An 18,408-nucleotide genomic window follows, 5' to 3' on the forward strand; every position below is an offset into this window, starting at 1 on the left:
GGTGGCGGCATAATCGCGGCGGAAATCCACTTAACGAAACGCCCGAAACTGTTCAGACAAACCGAACCACCTCTATGCGCCGGATGTGCTCGTCAACAATGCAGGCATTCAGACCTGGGGATCCTTGCTTGAGCTTTCGGAAGATGATTGGGATGATGTTATTCACACCAATCTGAAAGGCTGCTTTCTCAACACCCAGGCTGCTGCACGACGGATGATCGAAGTGGGTAAAGGTGGTTCGATCATCAATATTGGATCTGGCTGCAACAAGCTCGCTTTCCCAAATCTCGTTTCCTATACCGCATCCAAAGGTGGCATCGAGCAATTCACCAAAGTTTCAGCCGTTGAACTTGGGCCAAACAGCATCAGAGTCAATTGTGTGGCGCCGGGAGCCATCCTCAATGAGCGCACTATGGAAGAACAGCCAGACTACGCAGCAACCTGGAGCCGGATAACCCCTTTGCGCCGTGTTGGTCGCGTTGAGGATATTTCTGGCCCGGTACTGTTTCTGGCTTCTGACGCTGCAGGTTTTATTTCCGGCCAGACGCTTTGGGTTGATGGAGGGGTATTTTCTCAGGCTAACTGGCCCTATGGGTCTTGATGCAAAATATTCCAGATCACGTGCACGATTGGCCTGTTAATGTGGTGGATTTGAAGTTCCCATCATTATGATGGCATCTGAGCGCATCTGCGGTAGATAAAATTCATCATGGCAGGAGCGCAAATGAACGACTGGACTGAACATTTCAAAGAATTAGACAAACTACCTGCCGCTATGCGCAACGCACTTCTATGCAATAGCAAAAAGTTGAACTTCCCCCATGGCACCCGACTGTTCGGCGCAGGCCAGCCGGCAGAATATCTGCTTATGCTGATTTCGGGCAAAGTAAAGGTCACACAGATTTCCAGCAATGGTCGCGAAGTCGTCCTGTATCGCATCGGTGCTGGCGAAAGCTGCGTGCTGACCTCAGCCTGTATGCTGGCCTATGACGATCTGGCGGCTGAGGGCATCGCGGAAACGGATATCGAGGCCATAGGTATCCCCCGCACCACTTTCGACAATATGATGGCGCTATCAAGCGACTTTCGTGAATTTGTCATGAGAGCCTGGTCACGACGGGTAACCGATCTCCTGTTGGTCATTGACGACCTCGCCTTTCAACGCATCGATCTGCGGCTGGCCACGCGCCTTCTGGCCATGGCTGAAGGCGATACTGTCCACGCGACACACCAGCAACTCGCGACAGAACTTGGTTCAGCACGCGAAGTAATAAGCCGGACTTTGTCCGAATTTCAACGCCGGGGCTGGCTCGAACAGGCCCGGGGAGTGATCAGGATGATCGATCGGCGCCCGTTTGAAAAACTCAAACAAGAACAGGAACTGTAACTAAGTCACAGACATGAATGATCAGGCTATGGCATCAACAACCGCATAAACAGATGACTGAGGTGCCCTGATGATCAAGAATATTGGACAGACCGAACGTATATTGCGACTGATTGCCGGTATTGCCGTCGCAGTGATCGCCTGGTTTTATGGTGGCGATGGAGCCTTATTGGGCTACATCCTGTGGATCATAGCAGCCGTTCTGGTCCTGACATCCCTCTTTGCCGTCTGCCCGGCTTATCGGCTGTTCGGCTTCTCCACTTGTCCGCTAAAAAGAAAATGACCAGCTTTACCCCCCTGACTTCCTTCACCGGAGGCATGCTGATCGAATTGGCTGCCGTTTTGCTAATGGCGCTCCATGGTCGAATTTTGGGCGTAACCGGCATTCTTTCCGGCCTGCTGCGCACAAGCAGAACGCCCGACTGGTCACTACGCGCAGCACTTCTTCCAGGAATGGTGCTCGCGCCCGGACTGATATTTCTGATAACCGGGAATAAGCCTGCAATAGAGATACCAGTATCGATCTTCGCAATAATCAGTGGTGCTTTATTGGCAGGAATCGGCGTCAGCTATGGTGGCGGCTGCACTTCTGGTCACGGGGTCTGCGGCAATGCCCGCTTCTCACGCCGCTCAATCATCGCAACGCTCTGTTTCATGTTGGCAGCCTTTATCACCGTCTATATTAACCGCCACCTGATTGGAAAGTGATATGCGCCTTTTTTCCGCCCTTCTCATCGGCCTGATTTTCGGTATTGGCATCGCTATCTCAGGAATGATGAATCCGGCAAAGGTTCTCAATTTCTTCGATATCACCGGAAACTGGGATCCAAGCCTGGCCTTTGTCATGGGGGGTGCAATTTTAATCGCTATTCCGGGTTATCATCTGGTTCTGGCACGCAAGGCACCCCTGTTTGAGACAAAGTTCCAATTACCGGATACAAAACTGATCGATGCAAAACTTATTGCCGGATCAACCCTTTTTGGTATCGGCTGGGGAATTGCAGGTTTCTGTCCCGGTGGTGCTCTGCCCGCTCTTGGCACCTTGCACCCAAAGGCTCTTGTCTTCGTCGCGGCTCTGATCATTGGCTTGCTGATCGCAAAGGGTATGAAAGCACTCACGGCCCGTTATCTCGCCAGATCTGCCTGAACTTCAGAGGTTCCAGACCATTTGTCCGACGCACCCTTTATACAGGCCGCACAATGCTTTCAATATGCAGTCGGACCATATCCTCAGGGCTGGAGCTATGTCACATGCGCAAGAGCTATCGCATCGGCAACGTCTTCATAACGCTCATCCAGCGTTGCTGTTGCCACGCGAATGTGATTGCTTGGACCTATATGAAACTTGCTTCCGGAATTGACCGCAATGTTTCGTGCCGCAAGCGTAACCATTGCAAATGACTCAGAAATAACCGGCACCCATAAGGATAATCCCTCACCCTCCTGAATATGAACCCCCCGTAATTGCAATGCATCTACCAGCCTGTCGCGTCGTTGTTTATAGATTGAGCGGGCTGATGCGAGGGATTGTGCCGTTTCAGGCTGTCGTAAAAGCCACGCTCCCGCCGCTTGCAGGATACGGCTGGTCCATGCTGCACTAAAACTGCGATAAGACTGTATCTGCTCGACGATCGTCTTGCTGCCTGAAAGAACAGCCAGACGCAAATCCGGGCCCAGTGTTTTTGAAAAAGAAAGAACATGAATCACCCGATCCGGGAATTCATTGCCCAGCGAGTGACGTGGCGAGCTTGCAATATCTCCGACACCATCATCCTCAATAATCAAGACGTCACTGTCACGCAGAACATTGGCAAGTTCCATAAAACGATCCGGCGTTACCGTACGGCCTGTCACAGAATGAAGACGTGGCTGAAACAAAAATGCAAAAGGCTTATAACGCATTGCCTCCCTGAGCGATGAAGGAATTGGACCGTGCTCGTCGCATTTGACTGGAATGATGGGGGTGCCCTGATGCTCAAGAATATCAAGAAGACGCATTGCGGTCGGCTCTTCAATCGCAACCGGAGCGCCGGAAATTGCCAATGCATGAATCGCAGTATAGATGGCATTATAGCCACCATTCATTGCCAGAAAAGCTTCTGCATCATAAGGCCATGTTTTGCGCATTTCAGCTTCCAGCTCAGGCAGAATACGGCTGCGATGATAGCTATTGAGTTCTTCTGCCGAAGCAGCATAAGCTAGCGCTTTTTCTAAAGGCGGCAAGATCGCTTGATCAGGAACTGCCATGGTCAGATCCAATGCGCCGGCAGCATATCGCCCCGAACTTGCAAAGCGCTCAGGCTTGGCGACAAACCGGTCCCCGCTTACCCATGTGCCGTTTCGCCCCCTGCCAGTGATAATTTTCTGCTTGCGAAGCTCGCTCCATGCTTCCGAAAGAGTTGCCGGACTGACACCGAGTGAAAAAGCAAGATCACGGATCGGAGGCAGCTTTGCACCCACCGGAATCACGCCAGCCCGGATCAAGGCACTGGTTTCTAATGCAATTCCGCGAATTGTACGGTTGTTTATCTTTTCAGCAAACCAGTTTGAATCATAAATGTTGTTCATTTTCGGACCATATTTAATGTTCAATAACGTAATAACATTTGATCATTATAGAGTGAACATTTTAATCTGGCTTATTGACATTTTTTTGAGACGGTAACTTAAATGAAACTGCGTCTACGAATTGCCCTGCGTGACTGGGATTATATGACGCCACTGGTTCTTGGCGATATTTCTTCGAGCAAGCTTGATCTTCAGATCGACCGGGTTGGCACACTGGTTTCGCATCTGGGCAAGGATAAGGACCATGAGGCGGCGGAAATTTCATTCAGCCGCTACACGCAATTGCGCCATGATGGCGATGACAGCATCGTGGCTATTCCCAATTTTATCATGCGCGGTTTTCGTCATCGCTGCATCATAACCATGGGTGATAGCCCTATCACGTCTCTCGGCCAGCTTGCCGGCAAGCGCATCGGCGTTACCGGCTGGCGCGACTCAGGCAATACATGGACCCGCGCTGCCTTGCGCCGTGAGGGCGTCGAAGTAAAAGATGCAATGTGGTATGCTGGCCGCCTGACAGAAGCCCACCCGGTTACGGATCGCCTTGACGGCTTTGGTCAGCCCGGCTTGATCGAAGCCTGCCCCGAAGAACGCCCGATGGTGGATCTGCTGCGAGAAGGCTTCCTGGATGCGATCTTCACGCCATTTATGCCTAACGGCTATTTCGAACCAGGTTCGCCATTCCGTCAGGTTCTGACCAATTTCCGCGATGAAGAGCGCCGCTATTTCGATGATGTCGGTTATGTACCGGGCATGCATCTGATCGGCTTTAAAGCTGAGGTCGTGGAAAAAGATCCATGGATAATCGCTGAAGTGAGCAGAATGATCGATGCATCACAGCAAATGTGGACGGAAAAACGCCGCAAATATGCTGAAACCACACCATGGATGTTTGATGAAGTGCTCAAAACCTCGCGCGATCTGCCTGGCGGATGGGATGCCAATGGTTTTGCCGTCAACCACAAGATGATCAACGATTTTGCCGCAGAACTCCACGCGCAAGGCATTATGAAAAATCATATGTCGCCTGAAGAACTGTTTTCATACGATACAGATGGAAATCGGATCTGACACCATTCAGGCATTGGTAACATTGCAGAAACTTGGCTTGTTAACACAAGGAAAATGAACATGTTGCGTATAAAACTCATTGCTCTCGCTTTAGCTGGTGTGGCTCTCACTGGTATCGCCAAAGCGCAGGAAACAGCCATCAAGCTGGAAGTGAACAAGGAATTGCATGAGCGTCTGCCCGCCGACATCAAGGCTGCTGGCAAGATGACATCCGTCAATAACGGTTCGTTTCCACCCTATGAAATCGTAACCGGAACCCAGATGACAGGCGCCAGTGCCGATCTGACTGATGCGCTCGGTCAAATCCTCGGCATAAAGATCGAACATGCCACCGTAGGCGGCTTGCCTGCACTTCTGGCTGGCGTCAACTCCAACCGTTATCAGCTCGCTTTTGGTCCGGTAGGTGATTACAAGGAACGTGAAGCTGCTAATGATTTCGTCGACTGGGTACAGGAATATGTCGTTTTTGCCACGCTGAAGGGAAACCCGAAAGGCATCACGTCACTTGACACAGCCTGCGGTCAGCGGATTTCAGTTATGGCAGGCGGTTCTGCCGAGCGCGTAATCAAGGTTCAATCGGAAAAATGCGTAGCTGAAGGCAAAAAGCCGGTTGAAGTCCAGTCCTATACCGATCAGCCTGCTTCTATCCTTGCAGTCCGCTCCAAACGCGCCGATGCTTTTTTCTCTTCACAGGCTCCTTTGACCTATTTTGTTTCTCAGGCAAATGGCCAGCTGGAACTTGCAGGTGTTGGACAGCATAACGGATTTGGAGACATCTATCAGGGTGCTGTCGTGCCGAAAGGTTCACCCCTCGGTCCATTGCTGCTCGATGCCATCAAGGTTCTGATGAATAATGGCGCCTATGCAACGATCATGAAAAAATGGGGCCTTGAAAATAACATGATCAAGGAACCCGGTATCAACCTTGGTGGACAGCTTCCCAAATGAGCGTGGATAACAATATACAGGCAGCATCTTCGGGTGCTGCAGATTTTCGCGATGTTGTAACAGCCCATACACCTTTTCGGTATGGCCGCCTTGCCCTCTGGCTGATCGTAGCGATCATCGTCATTGATTTTGGCTGGATCGTTGCCAAAAACGAAAATTTCGGCTGGCCCATTGTTGCACAATATTTCTTTGATCCAACTGTTTTAAGCGGCCTTTATATCAGCCTTGGACTGACAGTCATCGCTATGGTGCTTGGTGTTGCGCTCGGTTTGCTGATTGCCATCATGCGCATGTCCAATGATCGGCTGGCGAGCGGCTTCGCCTCGCTGTTCATCTGGTTTTTTCGCGGCACACCATTGCTGGTGCAGCTGATTTTCTGGTATAATATGTCAACGCTGTTTCCAGAAATTTCGATTGCAATTCCCTTCGGCCCTGCATTGGCGAGCTGGGATACCAATTCATTGATTACGCCGATGACTGCTGCAATTGTCGGTCTTGCGCTCAATGAAGCGGCCTATATGGCGGAAATCATCCGCGGCGGACTGCTCTCGGTTGACCGCGGACAGGCCGAAACGGCTGAAGCCTTTGGCATGACAAAAGCACGCGCCTTGTGGCGGATTATCATCCCGCAGGCCATGCGTTCAATCGTGCCACCCACCGGCAACCAGCTTATCAGCATGATCAAGGCAACATCACTTGTCAGTGTCATTGCCATGGCCGATCTGCTCTATTCTGTGCAGTCGATCTATAATCGCACTTTTGAAATCATCCCGATGCTGATGGTCGCAGTTATCTGGTATCTGCTCATCACTTCGATCCTCAATATTGGCCAGAACTATATTGAAGCCTATTATGGCCGCAGTGATCGCCGCAATTCAACAGCGCTGAAAGCCGATGCATCCACACAGGAGGCAAGCCATTGACCCCCGTTATGAATGCAAAGCCCCTCGTACAGGCGCGTAATGTACATAAATCCTTTGAAGACCTCGAAGTGCTCAAAGGTATAGACCTCGATGTCATGCCGGGTGAAGTTGTTGTCATTCTCGGGCCGTCTGGCTCGGGTAAATCGACTTTTCTGCGTTGTATCAACCACCTTGAAACCATCCAGAAAGGCTTCATTGAGGTTGATGGCGAACAGATCGGTTATCGGGTCAGGCATGACCGGCTGGAAAAACTGTCCGCCAATGCCATAGCCAAACAGCGCCGCAAGATTGGCATGGTTTTTCAACAGTTCAATCTCTATCCGCATATGACTGTATTGCAAAACATCATTGAAGCACCGGTCGGTGTTCATGGTGAAAGCCGCAAGGATGCGATTGCAAATGCCCGTCAATTGCTCAAGCGTGTCGGCTTGTCGGATAAGGAAGCAAACTATCCGCGCCAGCTTTCCGGTGGGCAGCAACAGCGCGTTGCAATTGTCCGCGCATTGGCGATCAAGCCGAAACTGATGCTGTTTGATGAACCGACTTCGGCACTGGACCCGGAACTTGTCGGAGAAGTTCTTTCAACCATGCGCGATCTGGCAAGTCACGGCCTGACCATGATCGTCGTCACCCACGAAATCGGCTTTGCCCGTGAGGCAGCGGATCGGGTTGTCTTCATGGATGGTGGCATTGTCGTTGAACAGGGCAAGCCGGAAGATGTGATCGACAACCCCAAACATCCGCGCACACAGGCATTCTTGTCGCGCTTCCTCTGATTTTACGTTCGGCCCCGCTCTCAGGAACGGGGCCTTTCTCATAGAGAGCGTTCTGGCTGATCCAATCAGATCGCAACGCGCTCTAATGCGCAAATTTTTCCGAAGACTGGATTTATCATGCTCGCACAAGACAATCTTTACGCTCGAATTGCTGATTTCGAACCAATGGAAGCGGAACTCAAGGCGATACGGCAGCATTTGCACGCGCATCCGGAACTTTCCTTTGAAGAAGCTGAAACAGCCCGTTATGTCGCTGAAAAACTTGAAAGCTGGGGCTACACCGTTACCCGTAATGTTGGTGGTCATGGCGTCGTTGCAACGCTGAAAAATGGCACTGGTACAAAAAGCATCGGTATCCGTGCCGACATGGACGCCTTGCCTATTTTGGAGGAAACGGGCGCACCATATGCCAGCACAGTATCAGGGAAAATGCATGCATGTGGACATGACGGCCACACGACAATGCTACTGGGGGCGGCCCAATATCTTGCGCGTACCAGAAATTTCGACGGCACCCTGACACTGATTTTCCAGCCTGCAGAAGAAGCAGGACAAAACAGCGGTGCCCAGCGGATGATTGCCGACGGGCTGTTCGAGCGTTTCCCAATCGATGCAATCTTCGGCCTGCACAATCATCCGGGCATGCCTGCGGGTGCACTCCTGACCCGATCAGGCCCGATCATGGCAGCAGGCGACACTGTAGAAATCACTGTCATTGGCAAGGGAGGACATGCATCGCGCCCTCATCTGACCATTGATCCGGTTCTCGTTGCCTGCAATCTCGTCGTCACATTGCAATCCGTTGTCTCGCGCAATATCGATCCTACGCAAACAGCAGTTGTTACCGTCAGCACGATTCATGCCGGTGAAGCTTCGAATGTCATTCCAAATACAGCGAAAATCGCAATGAGTGTTCGCTCTTTTAACCCGGCTATTCGTGCTTTTCTTGAACAACGTATCCGTAAACTTGCGACAAGCGTTGCAGAAGGCCATGGCGCATCTGTCGAGATTGATTATGAACATGGCTATCCGGTTGTGGTGAATTCGGAAAAAGAAACTGCTTTTGCCCATCAGGTCGCAGAAGAGCTGATAGGCAGCGAAAATGTTTCGACTTGTCCTTTGCTTCCTGGCAGCGAGGATTTTGCCTATTTTCTGGAACACCGGCCCGGAAGCTTCTTGCGGCTTGGTAACGGGATAGATTCCAGCATCCTCCACAGTTCAAAATATGATTTTAATGACAACAGCCTGACAACCGGAGCTGCAATGTGGGCGCGTCTGGCGGAACGCTATCTTGGCGCATAGACGCATAAGGACTGGACATATATCCAAAAGTAAAATCAGGGTGATTATTTAGGGTCAGGACCCATTAATTTAACGGGAATGGTGTGAGGCCATCCGCTCGGATTTGATAAGAAAAGACGAAGAAAATGTGGTTCATTTTCAAGACTTTTCGACGAAGTAGGCCGGGCGGATGAACCACATCCTTCGGACATCGAAATGACGTGACGATCTGCTGCGTCGAGCCGCTCAACCGGGGGAACTACCCCGGTCCTCACGTCTCTCTCTTTGAATGTTCGGGCAAATCTGGTCATTTCAGATGCCATTCTCATCAAATTAATGGGTCCTGACCCTAGCACCGGCATTTGCTGGAAATAGCACCTCAAATGACCAGTCCTTTATGCAATCGATTTGCTTATTTTCTGTTTGTGTTCCATGTCCTCTGGAAAGATATCGCTTTAGTTTCTATCATATCAGTTCGATCATCTTATCCAGAGGACAATTTTGTTATTTGAAATAGTTACGGTGGTTCTGCTGACGATTCTTAATGGCGTTCTTGCAATGTCGGAACTCGCAGTTGTTTCCTCGCGTCCTGCTCGTTTGCGCGTTCTGGCTGATAAAGGCAGCCGGGGCGCACTCATAGCAATCGAGCTTGCTGAAAACCCGGGCCGGTTTCTCTCCACTGTGCAAATCGGTATCACCCTGGTCGGCATCCTTTCCGGCGCTTTCTCCGGTGCAACACTGGGTGCACGTCTGACCGGGTGGCTTCTTGGTCAGGGCATATCCCCTTCCATCGCCGATGCGCTCGGTGTTGGCTCTGTCGTGGTTCTGATCACCTATCTCTCGCTGATTGTCGGTGAACTCGTACCCAAACAGATTGCATTGCGTGCACCGGAAATCGTAGCAAGCCGCGTTGCGCCAACAATGAAACTGCTTTCAAAATTGGCAGCCCCCCTTGTCTGGTTGCTCGATACTTCTGGCCGTCTGGTATTGAAAATGCTCGGTCAGTCAGGAAAATCAGGTGACGGAGTAACGGATGAAGAAATCAAATCGGTCCTTGCAGAAGCCCACAGCGCAGGCGTGATCGAAACGGAAGAATCACGCATGATTGCTGGCGTGATGCGGCTGGCCGACCGCAATGCACGCGGATTGATGACCCCGCGCATGGATGTGGAAATGATTCATATCAATGATAGTTTCGACGAAATCCGTGAGCAATTACAATCCAGTAGCCGATCCCGCCTTCCAGTGCGCGGAGAGGATTCAGATGAAATTATCGGGGTTTTGCAAATACGCGATTTTTTCAATCAATTGTCTTTGAAAAATGAAGTAAATATCCGTGACATAATTAAAGAGGTCCCGGTCGTATCCGACTTCTCCGATGCGCTTGACGTTGTTGAGGCCATTCGCGGAACACCAATCCATATGGTTCTTGTCTATGATGAATACGGCCATTTCGAAGGCGTCATCACAGCTGGCGATGTAATGGAAGCCATTATAGGCGCCATGCAGGAAGACCATTTCGAGGAAAAACCTATCGTGCGCCGCGCTGACGGCTCCTATCTTGTATCCGGCTGGATGCCAATCGACGAGTTTTCGGAGTTTCTGCACTTTGAAGTCGATGATGACCCTGAATACAATACTGTTGCAGGTCTTGCGCTGGAAGAATTCAAACATTTGCCGGAAGTCGGTGAAACTTTCACCAGGAACGGCTGGATTTTTGAAGTTGTTGATCTTGATGGACGCCGTATCGACAAACTTCTGGTTTCAGCCGAAAATCCGGTTGTGGAAGTAAAATAATATCTTTTTTTCAGATGCTTAAAACCATATACGGCCTCTTTTTCAGAGGCCGTAATCACTCCATTTCCATCAGTCCTTAACGAATTATTTACCACGTTTGTAGGAAAGTGATTTCAGCAAATCATTGCGTCGATCCGTTCGTGAATTCGACTTTCGGCTGTTTCTGTTTTTGGAAAAGTGAATTTCACATGGCAAATAATCATCAGGAATCCGGTTCTCGTTCTATTATCGAAGAACTAAACGCCCTGCGTGAGCGTCATGTCTCGCCAAAATCAAACGCAATGAATGAATTGCACAATACACTGACCGAGCTGGAAAAACGTCTGAGTCAGATGGGAAAATTCACGTCTGAGCCGGACCATTATGAAGCGGTGAAACCCGACCTTTACGCCTGCCCGGAACCAGACCGGGCACACCGTTTTGCCAAGCCCGCAACACAGCCGGCCGAGACAGACAGCCTTCGCCAGATCAATTCACGTCTGGACGAAATCAGCCATGCAACTATTGCCGCAACGCGCTACCAGAACACAGATCATGAAGATGTTTTGAGACTGGAACGTATTGAGCGCCGGTTAACTGAGCTGACACAGCAGCTGGACAATTCTGTCGCCGAGCAGAATGCGGATATGCTTTTTCGCCGTCTTGGCGAACTCTCACAGCGTATTGATTCACTCAATGAAAATGCGCATCTGCCGGAACAGGCAATCGACCAACTGGCGCAGCAGATCAATCTTCTTGCGCATCAGCTTGCTAAGGTTATGGAAAATCTTAGCAATGCTGATTATCAAAGTGTTGATGCACGCCTTGAAGCAATTGCTCAGAAACTTGCAGCAGCGGAAAACTCTGCACAGGAGCCTCATCCCGCCCTGCTCGAAAAAATGGACAACCGCTTTAAGGACTTGACCGCGCGTCTGGACGCCCAATATGCAAGCCATTATGCGCAAGGCGGCATGCTTCATACACTTGAAGGCCGTCTTGATGACATTTCGCAGCAAATTTCGCTCAATCTTTTACAGACACCACAATCAGCAGAAATAGCGCTTGCTGAAAATGAGGCTATTCGTAACCTTGAAGGCCAGATTGCAAATCTCGCTCATCAGCTGGGCAAGCCATCGTCTGAATTTGCAGAAATAAAGCCTCGCCTTGATGCAATAGAACGCTCCATATCAGATAATCGTGAAACGCTACTGGATGCAGCACGCAAAGCGGCAGAAACTGCTGTGGCCCATGTCCTCGAACATGGATCAAAGCACGACACCACAATTGCATTGCAACTTGCCAACGATATGAAATCGCTGGAAGCCATCGCTCGCAATGCTGAAGAGCGGAATGGCAAGACATTTGATACCGTGCACAGCACATTGGTCAAGATCGTTGATCGGCTGGCCAATCTTGAACAGCATATTGATGCCCTGCCGCGTGCCGCGCAAGAAACATTCAAAGCAAAACCTGTTGCTAATCCATATTCAACAGCACCACACGCAGCCACATTCCCCGCATCTTCAATTGCAGATAAGGCGACAACACAGCATAACAGGATGCCAGCTTCGGATGAAAAGCTGGGTAAACTGACACCAAAAAACCGTAAGGAACCAGAACTCAACACCTCTGTGGATTCAGCACAGCCAGACAGTGACACTGTTCTTGATCTCAACACGATCATGAAACGGGTCCGTGAAGAACGCAAGCTGACCGACAGCGTGAAACACGACACTCATGCAAAAGCCGATCTGATCAGTGTTGCACGACGGGCCGCGCAGCAAGCTTCCGAAGAAGCTGCCAGGATTGATCAGGCGTCTGAAAAAGAAACAGAGAAAAAGAAAAGCTCCATCACGGATATTTTCAACCGTCAGCGTAAGCCTATCCTTATGGCCATTGGCGCAGTCGTGCTGGCAATTGCAGGCTTGCAGGTTGGAACGGCTTTCATAAAGCAGAATGAACGCTCAGATATCATCACGCAAACCCTCACACCCGAGATTGATAAGAACACAACAGCTTCTGTCACCCCTGCTCAAACAAGCCTCACTGCCCCTGTCGAGCAGCCGGTACCAGAGGCCGTTTTGCCTCAGACCACGATTGTCAAACATGAACAGGAAAGCAATCTGGCTATTCCAGAACAGCAGCAACTGAACCTTTCGGATACGCCATCCGTTCATGAGCCGGATACTTCTGTTCTTGATGTTCCGGCTGATGTGGGAACTTCAGCTCTGCGTGAAGCGGCAGCCAATGGCGATGCGCATGCGCTGTTTGAAATCGGCAATCTCTATATGGAAGGCCGTGGCGTTAAAGAAGATCTGGCAGAAGCAGCAAAATGGTATGCAAAATCAGCCGCACGCGGTTTTGCTCCGGCGCTTTATCGGCTTGGAAACTTCAATGAAAAGGGGCTTGGTATGCCCCGGAATATCAGCAAGGCTATCGACTGGTATCAACAATCCGCACAAAAGGGCAATGCCAGCGCCATGCACAATCTCGCTGTGTTATTTGCTTCCGGTGCCAATGGCTCAGCAGACAATGCGTCCGCTGTTCGCTGGTTTACTGAAGCGGCAGAACTTGGCGTCAAGGATAGTCAATATAATCTTGGTATTCTTGCCGCTCAGGGACTGGGAATGCCGGTCAATCTTGAAGAAAGCTATAAATGGTTTGCACTTGCAGCCCAGGCTGGCGACAAGGATGCCGCTGAAAAACGCGATCAGATTGGTGCAGCCATGAAACCTCACCAACTCGAACGCGCAAAGAACATAGTTGAACTCTGGAAAGCCAAGCCACTCAATCAGGAAGCCAATTCGCTCGAAATTCCTGAAAACTGGTCGGATTCCAAACCGGTTGCCCATGCACCGATTGATATGAAAAAGGCAGTTCGCAATATCCAGCTCATTCTACAAAAGAATGGCTATGATGTCGGAACAGCCGACGGCATCATGGGTAACAAAACCCGCAATGCCATTTCGGAAATTCAAAAGGCCAATGGACAGGAGCCAACCGGTGAGGTCAACCAGCAGCTTGTCCAGCTTCTACTTGAAAAAAATAAATAATTATTCAATCAGCAACGAGGCAATCAATATCAGGGCCATAATAATTCACAATACTGGCCCTGATATCAAAATAAGACAAAGCTTTAACTCTGCAAGCGACGGCAAATTTCATCCAGCTGTTCAAGTGAACTATAACGGACTTTCACTTCTCCGCCACGTTCACGGTGATTGATCTCAACTTTCATACCAGTGACATCAGACAGCAACTTTTCAAGGGCTTTGGTGTCAGCATCTTTTTCAGCCGGTGCAGTTTTGTTCGGCTTGGATTCTACGCCATTGCGTGCTTGCGACAAGGCTTCAACCTGCCGCACAGACAGACCTTCCTTGACAATGCGTTCCGCTAATGCGGTCGGATCATCCATAGTAATCAGACTGCGGGCATGACCGGCAGACAAAGCACCATCCGAGATAAAATCCTGCACACGTTGCGGCAATTTGAGAAGACGCAGCGTATTGGCGACATGGCTGCGGCTCTTGCCAATAACTTGGGCAAGATCATTCTGTGTATAATCATGATTATCAATAAGCTGTTGATATCCCATCGCTTCTTCGACTGCGTTGAGATCCGCACGCTGTACGTTTTCAACAATTGCAATTTCAAGCGCTACACGATCATCCACATCGCGGATGATGACCGGAATTGTATCAACCCCTGCACGTTGTGATGCACGCCAGCGACGCTCACCGGCAATCAGTTCATAACGATCCACCTCTCCCGGCGCTGGACGAACCACGATAGGCTGAACGACGCCATGCTCCTTGATCGACTGAGCCAGATCTTCCAGCTCCACCTCTGAAAACATCCGCCGCGGGTTACGCGGATTTCGGGTTACGAATTCAATGGGAACATTCCGTTCGCTGGAAACAGGAATTTTACGCTCTTCCGCCGGGCGGTCGATTTCACCAATCAGTGCGGCCAAGCCGCGGCCAAGGCGCTTTTTTGAAGGATCATCGTTCATCGTCGGCAGTTCCTGAAATTGTTACGGTGTCGAATCAATTGTAAGCATCATATCAATGATACTGGCTACTATGCAGCTTTAAGCTGCCGCTCACGCTGAATTACCTCGGAGGCAAGCTGCAAATAAGCCTGGCTGCCTGCGCATTTCAAATCATAGAGAATTGCTGGCTTACCATGAGATGGCGCTTCCGATACGCGTACATTACGCGGAATGACTGTACGATAGACTTTTTCACCCATAAATGCACGAACATCATCAACAACCTGCGAGGCAAGATTGTTACGGCTATCGAACATTGTCAGTACAATACCCTGAATTGTCAGCTCGGAATTCAGGCTTGAGCGCACCTGATCAACGGTCTGCAAAAGCTGGCTAAGTCCTTCCAGTGCAAAAAATTCGCATTGTAAAGGCACCATAACGGAATCAGCCGCAGCCATTGCATTAAGTGTCAGCAAGTTGAGAGATGGCGGACAATCGACAAGAATATATGAAAATTTACTGGCGACAGCAGAATCAAAGCGTAATGCATCGCGCAGGCGACGAGTACGATCTGGTGCCTGAGCTATTTCCATCTCAATCCCAAGAAGATCAAGTGTCGATGGCACAATATAAAGATTTGGGACATCGCTTTGCATCGCAGCATCATTTGCAGAAGCATTTTGCGTCAGCACATCATAAGACGACAATGGCCGATTAAGTCGATCAATACCAAGCCCTGTACTTGCATTTCCCTGCGGATCAAGATCAACAATCAGCACCGTTTCACCAATCGCGGCCAGAGCTGTTGCAAGATTAATGGCAGTCGTGGTTTTGCCAACACCGCCCTTTTGATTTGCAATGGTTATGATCCGGGATCTCTTGTTCATTACCGTCGCCCTACTGGTTTCCGCCATATCAATACTGATTTAATCAGAGATACGTTTTAGATTGCTAACCTCAAGTATCACCGAACTGGTATCGATAGCACTTTCATGTTGTATCAGATCATAACTCCAACCGACACGGCTTTCATCGATTTCCCTCTGATAATCCCGACCTTTTTGAAAAAGCGCCTTTGAACCATTGCTCAACCATGGTTCAGCAAGTTCAAAAAGAACACTCAGAGACGCAAGCGCACGGGCTGTAATTACGTCTGGCGCCTCTATTTTTTCCCACATAGCTTCAATTCTTGCGCCGTGAATACGGGCTGGCACGCCCAGATGCCCGGAAGCAGTGCGCAAAAATGCAGCCTTTTTGCCAGCGCTCTCAACAAGATCAATAGAAGCACCCGGCTTATCTTTCAAAAAACAAGCCGTCACAATCCCGGGAAAACCACCGCCGGACCCAAGATCGAGCCAGCGTTTTGCATCAGGGGCCAATGGATATATTTGTGCACTATCGAGAATATGGCGGTTCCACAAATCCGCAAGCGTAGAGGGAGATGCCAGATTGATCGCTTTTGACCACTTGCGAAACAATTCCTCGAAAGCGATCAAACGCTCAGTTGTTTCACGTGAAACAACCGGAACAATCTTTTTCAAGTTCAAATATCGGCTATCCACAATCATGCTACGCCTTTCACATCGCTCAATTCTAAAGCGACATGCTCAGCTGCGCCCTGTTTCTTGATATGCGTGATCAACAAGGCAAGCGCCGCAGGTGTGATGCCTTCCAGACGCTGCGCCTCGGCCATAGTCGTAGGCCTGCGTTGCTTGAGCTTAAACTTAAGCTCATTCGAAAGGCCGGAAATTACATCAAAATCCAGAGTTTCAGGAATAAGCAGGCGCTCTTCCCGCTCCATCACTGCAATGTCAGTTTGCTGGCGATCCATATAAACTGAATATTGCGCTTCAATTTCCAGCGATTCACATGTGAACCTATCAATCTCATTCAGCTCTGGCCAAATAGTCTGCAACTTCTGCAAATCAATATCCGGATAAGAAAGAAGATCATAAGCTGACCGCCTCACCCCATCCTGATTAAGATGAAGATTATAACGAGCTGCCTGATTTGGCGTTATCGTCAATTGCTTTGTGATATCCTGAGCAGCCAATAATGCATCTTGCCGTGCAGAAAATTTCTCGCGACGTTCAGAACCAAGAATCCCAAGCTGATCAGCAAGCGGTGTCAGACGCTGATCAGCATTATCTGCTCGCAGCGACAGACGAAACTCAGCCCGTGACGTGAACATCCGATACGGTTCACTGACACCACGCGATATCAGATCATCAATCATAACGCCTATATAGGCTTCGGTCCGTTGTATAATGACTGCTTCGCTGCCCGCTGCCCGTCTGGCAGCATTCAGCCCTGCAAGCAAACCCTGCGCACCAGCTTCTTCATAGCCGGTCGTTCCATTGATCTGGCCTGCGAGAAACAAACCTGCCACACGGCGGGTTTCCAAACTGCGTTTCAGCTCTCTCGGATCGATAAAATCATATTCAATTGCGTAGCCTGGCTGCAACATAATCGTTTTTTCAAGACCCGGAATGGTCTTGATATATTCAAGCTGAACCTCTTCAGGCAAAGAAGTCGAAATACCATTGGGATAAACAATATGATCATCCAGACCTTCCGGTTCGAGGAATATCTGATGTCCGTCTCTATCGCCAAACTTGACAATCTTATCTTCTACTGACGGGCAATAGCGTGGTCCAATACCCTCGATTGAGCCGGAATACATTGCCGAACGATGCAGATTGGCCCGGATAATCGCATGTGTCTCAGGCGTTGTGCGTGTAATACCGCAGTCAATCTGCGGCGTTGTAATCTTGTCAGTCATCAGCGAGAATGGAACAGGGTCATTATCTGCTGACTGCATATCAAGACTTTGCCAGTCAATAGTCCGTCCATCCAAACGCGGTGGCGTGCCGGTCTTTAGGCGCCCTACAGCAAAACCCAGTCCCCGCAAAGTATCTGACAACCCAAGCGCTGGATTCTCACCCATACGACCAGCCGGGATTTTCTTTTCACCAATATGGATAAGACCATTCAGAAATGTACCCGTGGTCAAAACAACCGCAGCACAGGAAATCTCACGGCCATCTGTAAGAACCACACCAGCAATGGTGCCATCAACAACGTGGATATTCGATACACCGGCTTCAACAACTGTCAGATTTTCTTGCGCCGAAATAAGTTCCTGCATCGCAAGTCTGTAAAGCTTTCGGTCAGCCTGTGTACGCGGACCACGCACAGCCGGACCTTTGCGGCGATTGAGAAGCCGAAACTGGATACCGGCTTTATCCGCAACACGACCCATCAAGCCGTCAAGAGCATCTATCTCACGGACAAGCTGCCCCTTGCCGAGACCGCCGATCGCAGGATTACAAGACATAACGCCTATTGTATCAAAATGGTGCGTCACAAGTGCTGTACGTGCACCAGCACGTGCAGAAGCTGCCGCCGCCTCACAGCCCGCATGTCCACCACCGATAACAATGACGTCGAAAGCAGTCGCTTCGGCAGAACTTTTGATGTTCATCCTGATACATCCGAATCCAATTTAGAAAGAAATCTCTTTGACATGTTTATGCTTATAACGAAAGGGAAAACCCCTCATGTCATGATCAACTCTTTGATAATTTTTGAAAGAATCCGACTCACGGATTGATATTGGAGTCAACAAGCCATCAAAGATTCCACAGATGTTTCACGTGAAACATTTCTCACAGTCATTGCCGATCC

16 protein-coding genes and 1 pseudogene are annotated in these 18,408 nt (G+C 49.8%); 12 read left to right on the forward strand and 5 right to left on the reverse strand.

The features are described 5' to 3' along the window. Positions 1-76: 76 nt before the first annotated feature. From FHY56_RS15405 to FHY56_RS15425, 5 genes and pseudogenes are all read left to right on the forward strand, one after another. Positions 77-601, forward strand: a pseudogene (locus FHY56_RS15405) (SDR family NAD(P)-dependent oxidoreductase); the annotation flags it as partial. A 123-nt stretch (positions 602-724) separates the two neighbouring features. After that, positions 725-1,387 (forward strand): Crp/Fnr family transcriptional regulator, encoded by a 663-nt coding sequence (locus FHY56_RS15410; RefSeq protein ID WP_193556797.1) that lies wholly within the window; start codon positions 725-727, stop codon positions 1,385-1,387. A 70-nt stretch (positions 1,388-1,457) separates the two neighbouring features. Continuing rightward, positions 1,458-1,670: a YgaP family membrane protein gene (locus FHY56_RS15415; RefSeq protein ID WP_140906046.1), complete on the forward strand. Its 213-nt coding sequence runs from the start codon at positions 1,458-1,460 to the stop codon at positions 1,668-1,670. Beyond that, positions 1,667-2,095: a YeeE/YedE family protein gene (locus tag FHY56_RS15420; protein WP_140906047.1), complete on the forward strand. Its 429-nt coding sequence runs from the start codon at positions 1,667-1,669 to the stop codon at positions 2,093-2,095. Before FHY56_RS15415 ends, FHY56_RS15420 begins: the two co-directional genes overlap by 4 nt. Before the next feature lies 1 nt (position 2,096). Then, positions 2,097-2,534: a DUF6691 family protein gene (locus FHY56_RS15425; protein ID WP_140906048.1), complete on the forward strand. Its 438-nt coding sequence runs from the start codon at positions 2,097-2,099 to the stop codon at positions 2,532-2,534. Between the two features lie 95 nt (positions 2,535-2,629). Here the strand turns inward: FHY56_RS15425 and FHY56_RS15430 are convergent, their stop codons facing one another. After that, the gene (locus FHY56_RS15430) at positions 2,630-3,955 is read right to left on the reverse strand and encodes an aminotransferase-like domain-containing protein (protein ID WP_140906049.1); all 1,326 of its coding nucleotides are present in this window, start codon (positions 3,953-3,955) and stop codon (positions 2,630-2,632) included. Positions 3,956-4,057: 102 nt separating this feature from the next. Between FHY56_RS15430 and FHY56_RS15435 the strand changes: the two genes are divergently transcribed. The 7 genes from FHY56_RS15435 (at position 4,058) to FHY56_RS15465 (ending at position 13,783) form a co-directional block, all read left to right on the forward strand. Then, positions 4,058-5,026 carry a nitrate ABC transporter substrate-binding protein gene (locus tag FHY56_RS15435; RefSeq protein WP_140906050.1) on the forward strand — a complete coding sequence of 323 codons (969 nt, stop codon included), beginning with the start codon at positions 4,058-4,060 and terminating at the stop codon, positions 5,024-5,026. Positions 5,027-5,080: 54 nt separating this feature from the next. After that, the gene (locus FHY56_RS15440; protein WP_376890538.1) at positions 5,081-5,974 is read left to right on the forward strand and encodes an ABC transporter substrate-binding protein; all 894 of its coding nucleotides are present in this window, start codon (positions 5,081-5,083) and stop codon (positions 5,972-5,974) included. Then, positions 5,971-6,897, forward strand: coding sequence for an amino acid ABC transporter permease (locus tag FHY56_RS15445; protein WP_140906052.1), 927 nt, complete (start codon positions 5,971-5,973; stop codon positions 6,895-6,897). Before FHY56_RS15440 ends, FHY56_RS15445 begins: the two co-directional genes overlap by 4 nt. Before the next feature lie 8 nt (positions 6,898-6,905). Further along, on the forward strand, positions 6,906-7,673 hold the full coding sequence (locus tag FHY56_RS15450) for an amino acid ABC transporter ATP-binding protein (protein ID WP_140906112.1): 768 nt from the start codon (positions 6,906-6,908) through the stop codon (positions 7,671-7,673). Between the two features lie 117 nt (positions 7,674-7,790). Beyond that, complete coding sequence (locus FHY56_RS15455) at positions 7,791-8,975, forward strand: M20 aminoacylase family protein (RefSeq protein ID WP_140906053.1); 1,185 nt, start codon at positions 7,791-7,793, stop codon at positions 8,973-8,975. 480 nt (positions 8,976-9,455) lie between these two features. Then, complete coding sequence (locus tag FHY56_RS15460; RefSeq protein WP_140906054.1) at positions 9,456-10,751, forward strand: hemolysin family protein; 1,296 nt, start codon at positions 9,456-9,458, stop codon at positions 10,749-10,751. Positions 10,752-10,939: 188 nt separating this feature from the next. After that, complete coding sequence (locus FHY56_RS15465; RefSeq protein WP_140906055.1) at positions 10,940-13,783, forward strand: SEL1-like repeat protein; 2,844 nt, start codon at positions 10,940-10,942, stop codon at positions 13,781-13,783. An 83-nt stretch (positions 13,784-13,866) separates the two neighbouring features. Here FHY56_RS15465 and FHY56_RS15470 read toward each other — a convergent pair whose 3' ends face one another. The 4 genes from FHY56_RS15470 to mnmG form a co-directional block, all read right to left on the reverse strand. Continuing rightward, positions 13,867-14,742 (reverse strand): ParB/RepB/Spo0J family partition protein, encoded by an 876-nt coding sequence (locus FHY56_RS15470; RefSeq protein WP_140906056.1) that lies wholly within the window; start codon positions 14,740-14,742, stop codon positions 13,867-13,869. Positions 14,743-14,810: 68 nt separating this feature from the next. Beyond that, the gene (locus FHY56_RS15475) at positions 14,811-15,608 is read right to left on the reverse strand and encodes a ParA family protein (RefSeq protein WP_140906057.1); all 798 of its coding nucleotides are present in this window, start codon (positions 15,606-15,608) and stop codon (positions 14,811-14,813) included. A 39-nt stretch (positions 15,609-15,647) separates the two neighbouring features. After that, complete coding sequence (gene rsmG / locus FHY56_RS15480) at positions 15,648-16,289, reverse strand: 16S rRNA (guanine(527)-N(7))-methyltransferase RsmG (protein WP_140906058.1); 642 nt, start codon at positions 16,287-16,289, stop codon at positions 15,648-15,650. After that, positions 16,286-18,205, reverse strand: a complete 1,920-nt coding sequence (gene mnmG, locus FHY56_RS15485; RefSeq protein ID WP_140906059.1) for a tRNA uridine-5-carboxymethylaminomethyl(34) synthesis enzyme MnmG — start codon at positions 18,203-18,205, stop codon at positions 16,286-16,288. The genes rsmG and mnmG overlap by 4 nt, the downstream gene beginning before the upstream one ends. Positions 18,206-18,408 lie beyond the last annotated feature (203 nt).

The sequence above is a fragment of the Brucella gallinifaecis genome (assembly GCF_006476605.1).
Taxonomy (GTDB): domain Bacteria; phylum Pseudomonadota; class Alphaproteobacteria; order Rhizobiales; family Rhizobiaceae; genus Brucella; species Brucella gallinifaecis.

What these genes read in the sequence shown, in the direction of transcription:
- FHY56_RS15410 (WP_193556797.1), top strand. Translation starts at nt 725, where the DNA reads ATGAACGACTGGACTGAACATTTCAAAGAATTAGACAAACTACCTGCC.
- FHY56_RS15415 (WP_140906046.1), top strand. Translation starts at nt 1,458, where the DNA reads ATGATCAAGAATATTGGACAGACCGAACGTATATTGCGACTGATTGCC.
- FHY56_RS15420 (WP_140906047.1), top strand. Translation starts at nt 1,667, where the DNA reads ATGACCAGCTTTACCCCCCTGACTTCCTTCACCGGAGGCATGCTGATC.
- FHY56_RS15425 (WP_140906048.1), top strand. Translation starts at nt 2,097, where the DNA reads ATGCGCCTTTTTTCCGCCCTTCTCATCGGCCTGATTTTCGGTATTGGC.
- FHY56_RS15430 (WP_140906049.1), bottom strand. Translation starts at nt 3,955, where the DNA reads ATGAACAACATTTATGATTCAAACTGGTTTGCTGAAAAGATAAACAAC.
- FHY56_RS15435 (WP_140906050.1), top strand. Translation starts at nt 4,058, where the DNA reads ATGAAACTGCGTCTACGAATTGCCCTGCGTGACTGGGATTATATGACG.
- FHY56_RS15440 (WP_376890538.1), top strand. Translation starts at nt 5,081, where the DNA reads ATGAACATGTTGCGTATAAAACTCATTGCTCTCGCTTTAGCTGGTGTG.
- FHY56_RS15445 (WP_140906052.1), top strand. Translation starts at nt 5,971, where the DNA reads ATGAGCGTGGATAACAATATACAGGCAGCATCTTCGGGTGCTGCAGAT.
- FHY56_RS15450 (WP_140906112.1), top strand. Translation starts at nt 6,906, where the DNA reads ATGAATGCAAAGCCCCTCGTACAGGCGCGTAATGTACATAAATCCTTT.
- FHY56_RS15455 (WP_140906053.1), top strand. Translation starts at nt 7,791, where the DNA reads ATGCTCGCACAAGACAATCTTTACGCTCGAATTGCTGATTTCGAACCA.
- FHY56_RS15465 (WP_140906055.1), top strand. Translation starts at nt 10,940, where the DNA reads ATGGCAAATAATCATCAGGAATCCGGTTCTCGTTCTATTATCGAAGAA.
- FHY56_RS15470 (WP_140906056.1), bottom strand. Translation starts at nt 14,742, where the DNA reads ATGAACGATGATCCTTCAAAAAAGCGCCTTGGCCGCGGCTTGGCCGCA.
- FHY56_RS15475 (WP_140906057.1), bottom strand. Translation starts at nt 15,608, where the DNA reads ATGAACAAGAGATCCCGGATCATAACCATTGCAAATCAAAAGGGCGGT.
- rsmG (WP_140906058.1), bottom strand. Translation starts at nt 16,289, where the DNA reads ATGATTGTGGATAGCCGATATTTGAACTTGAAAAAGATTGTTCCGGTT.
- mnmG (WP_140906059.1), bottom strand. Translation starts at nt 18,205, where the DNA reads ATGAACATCAAAAGTTCTGCCGAAGCGACTGCTTTCGACGTCATTGTT.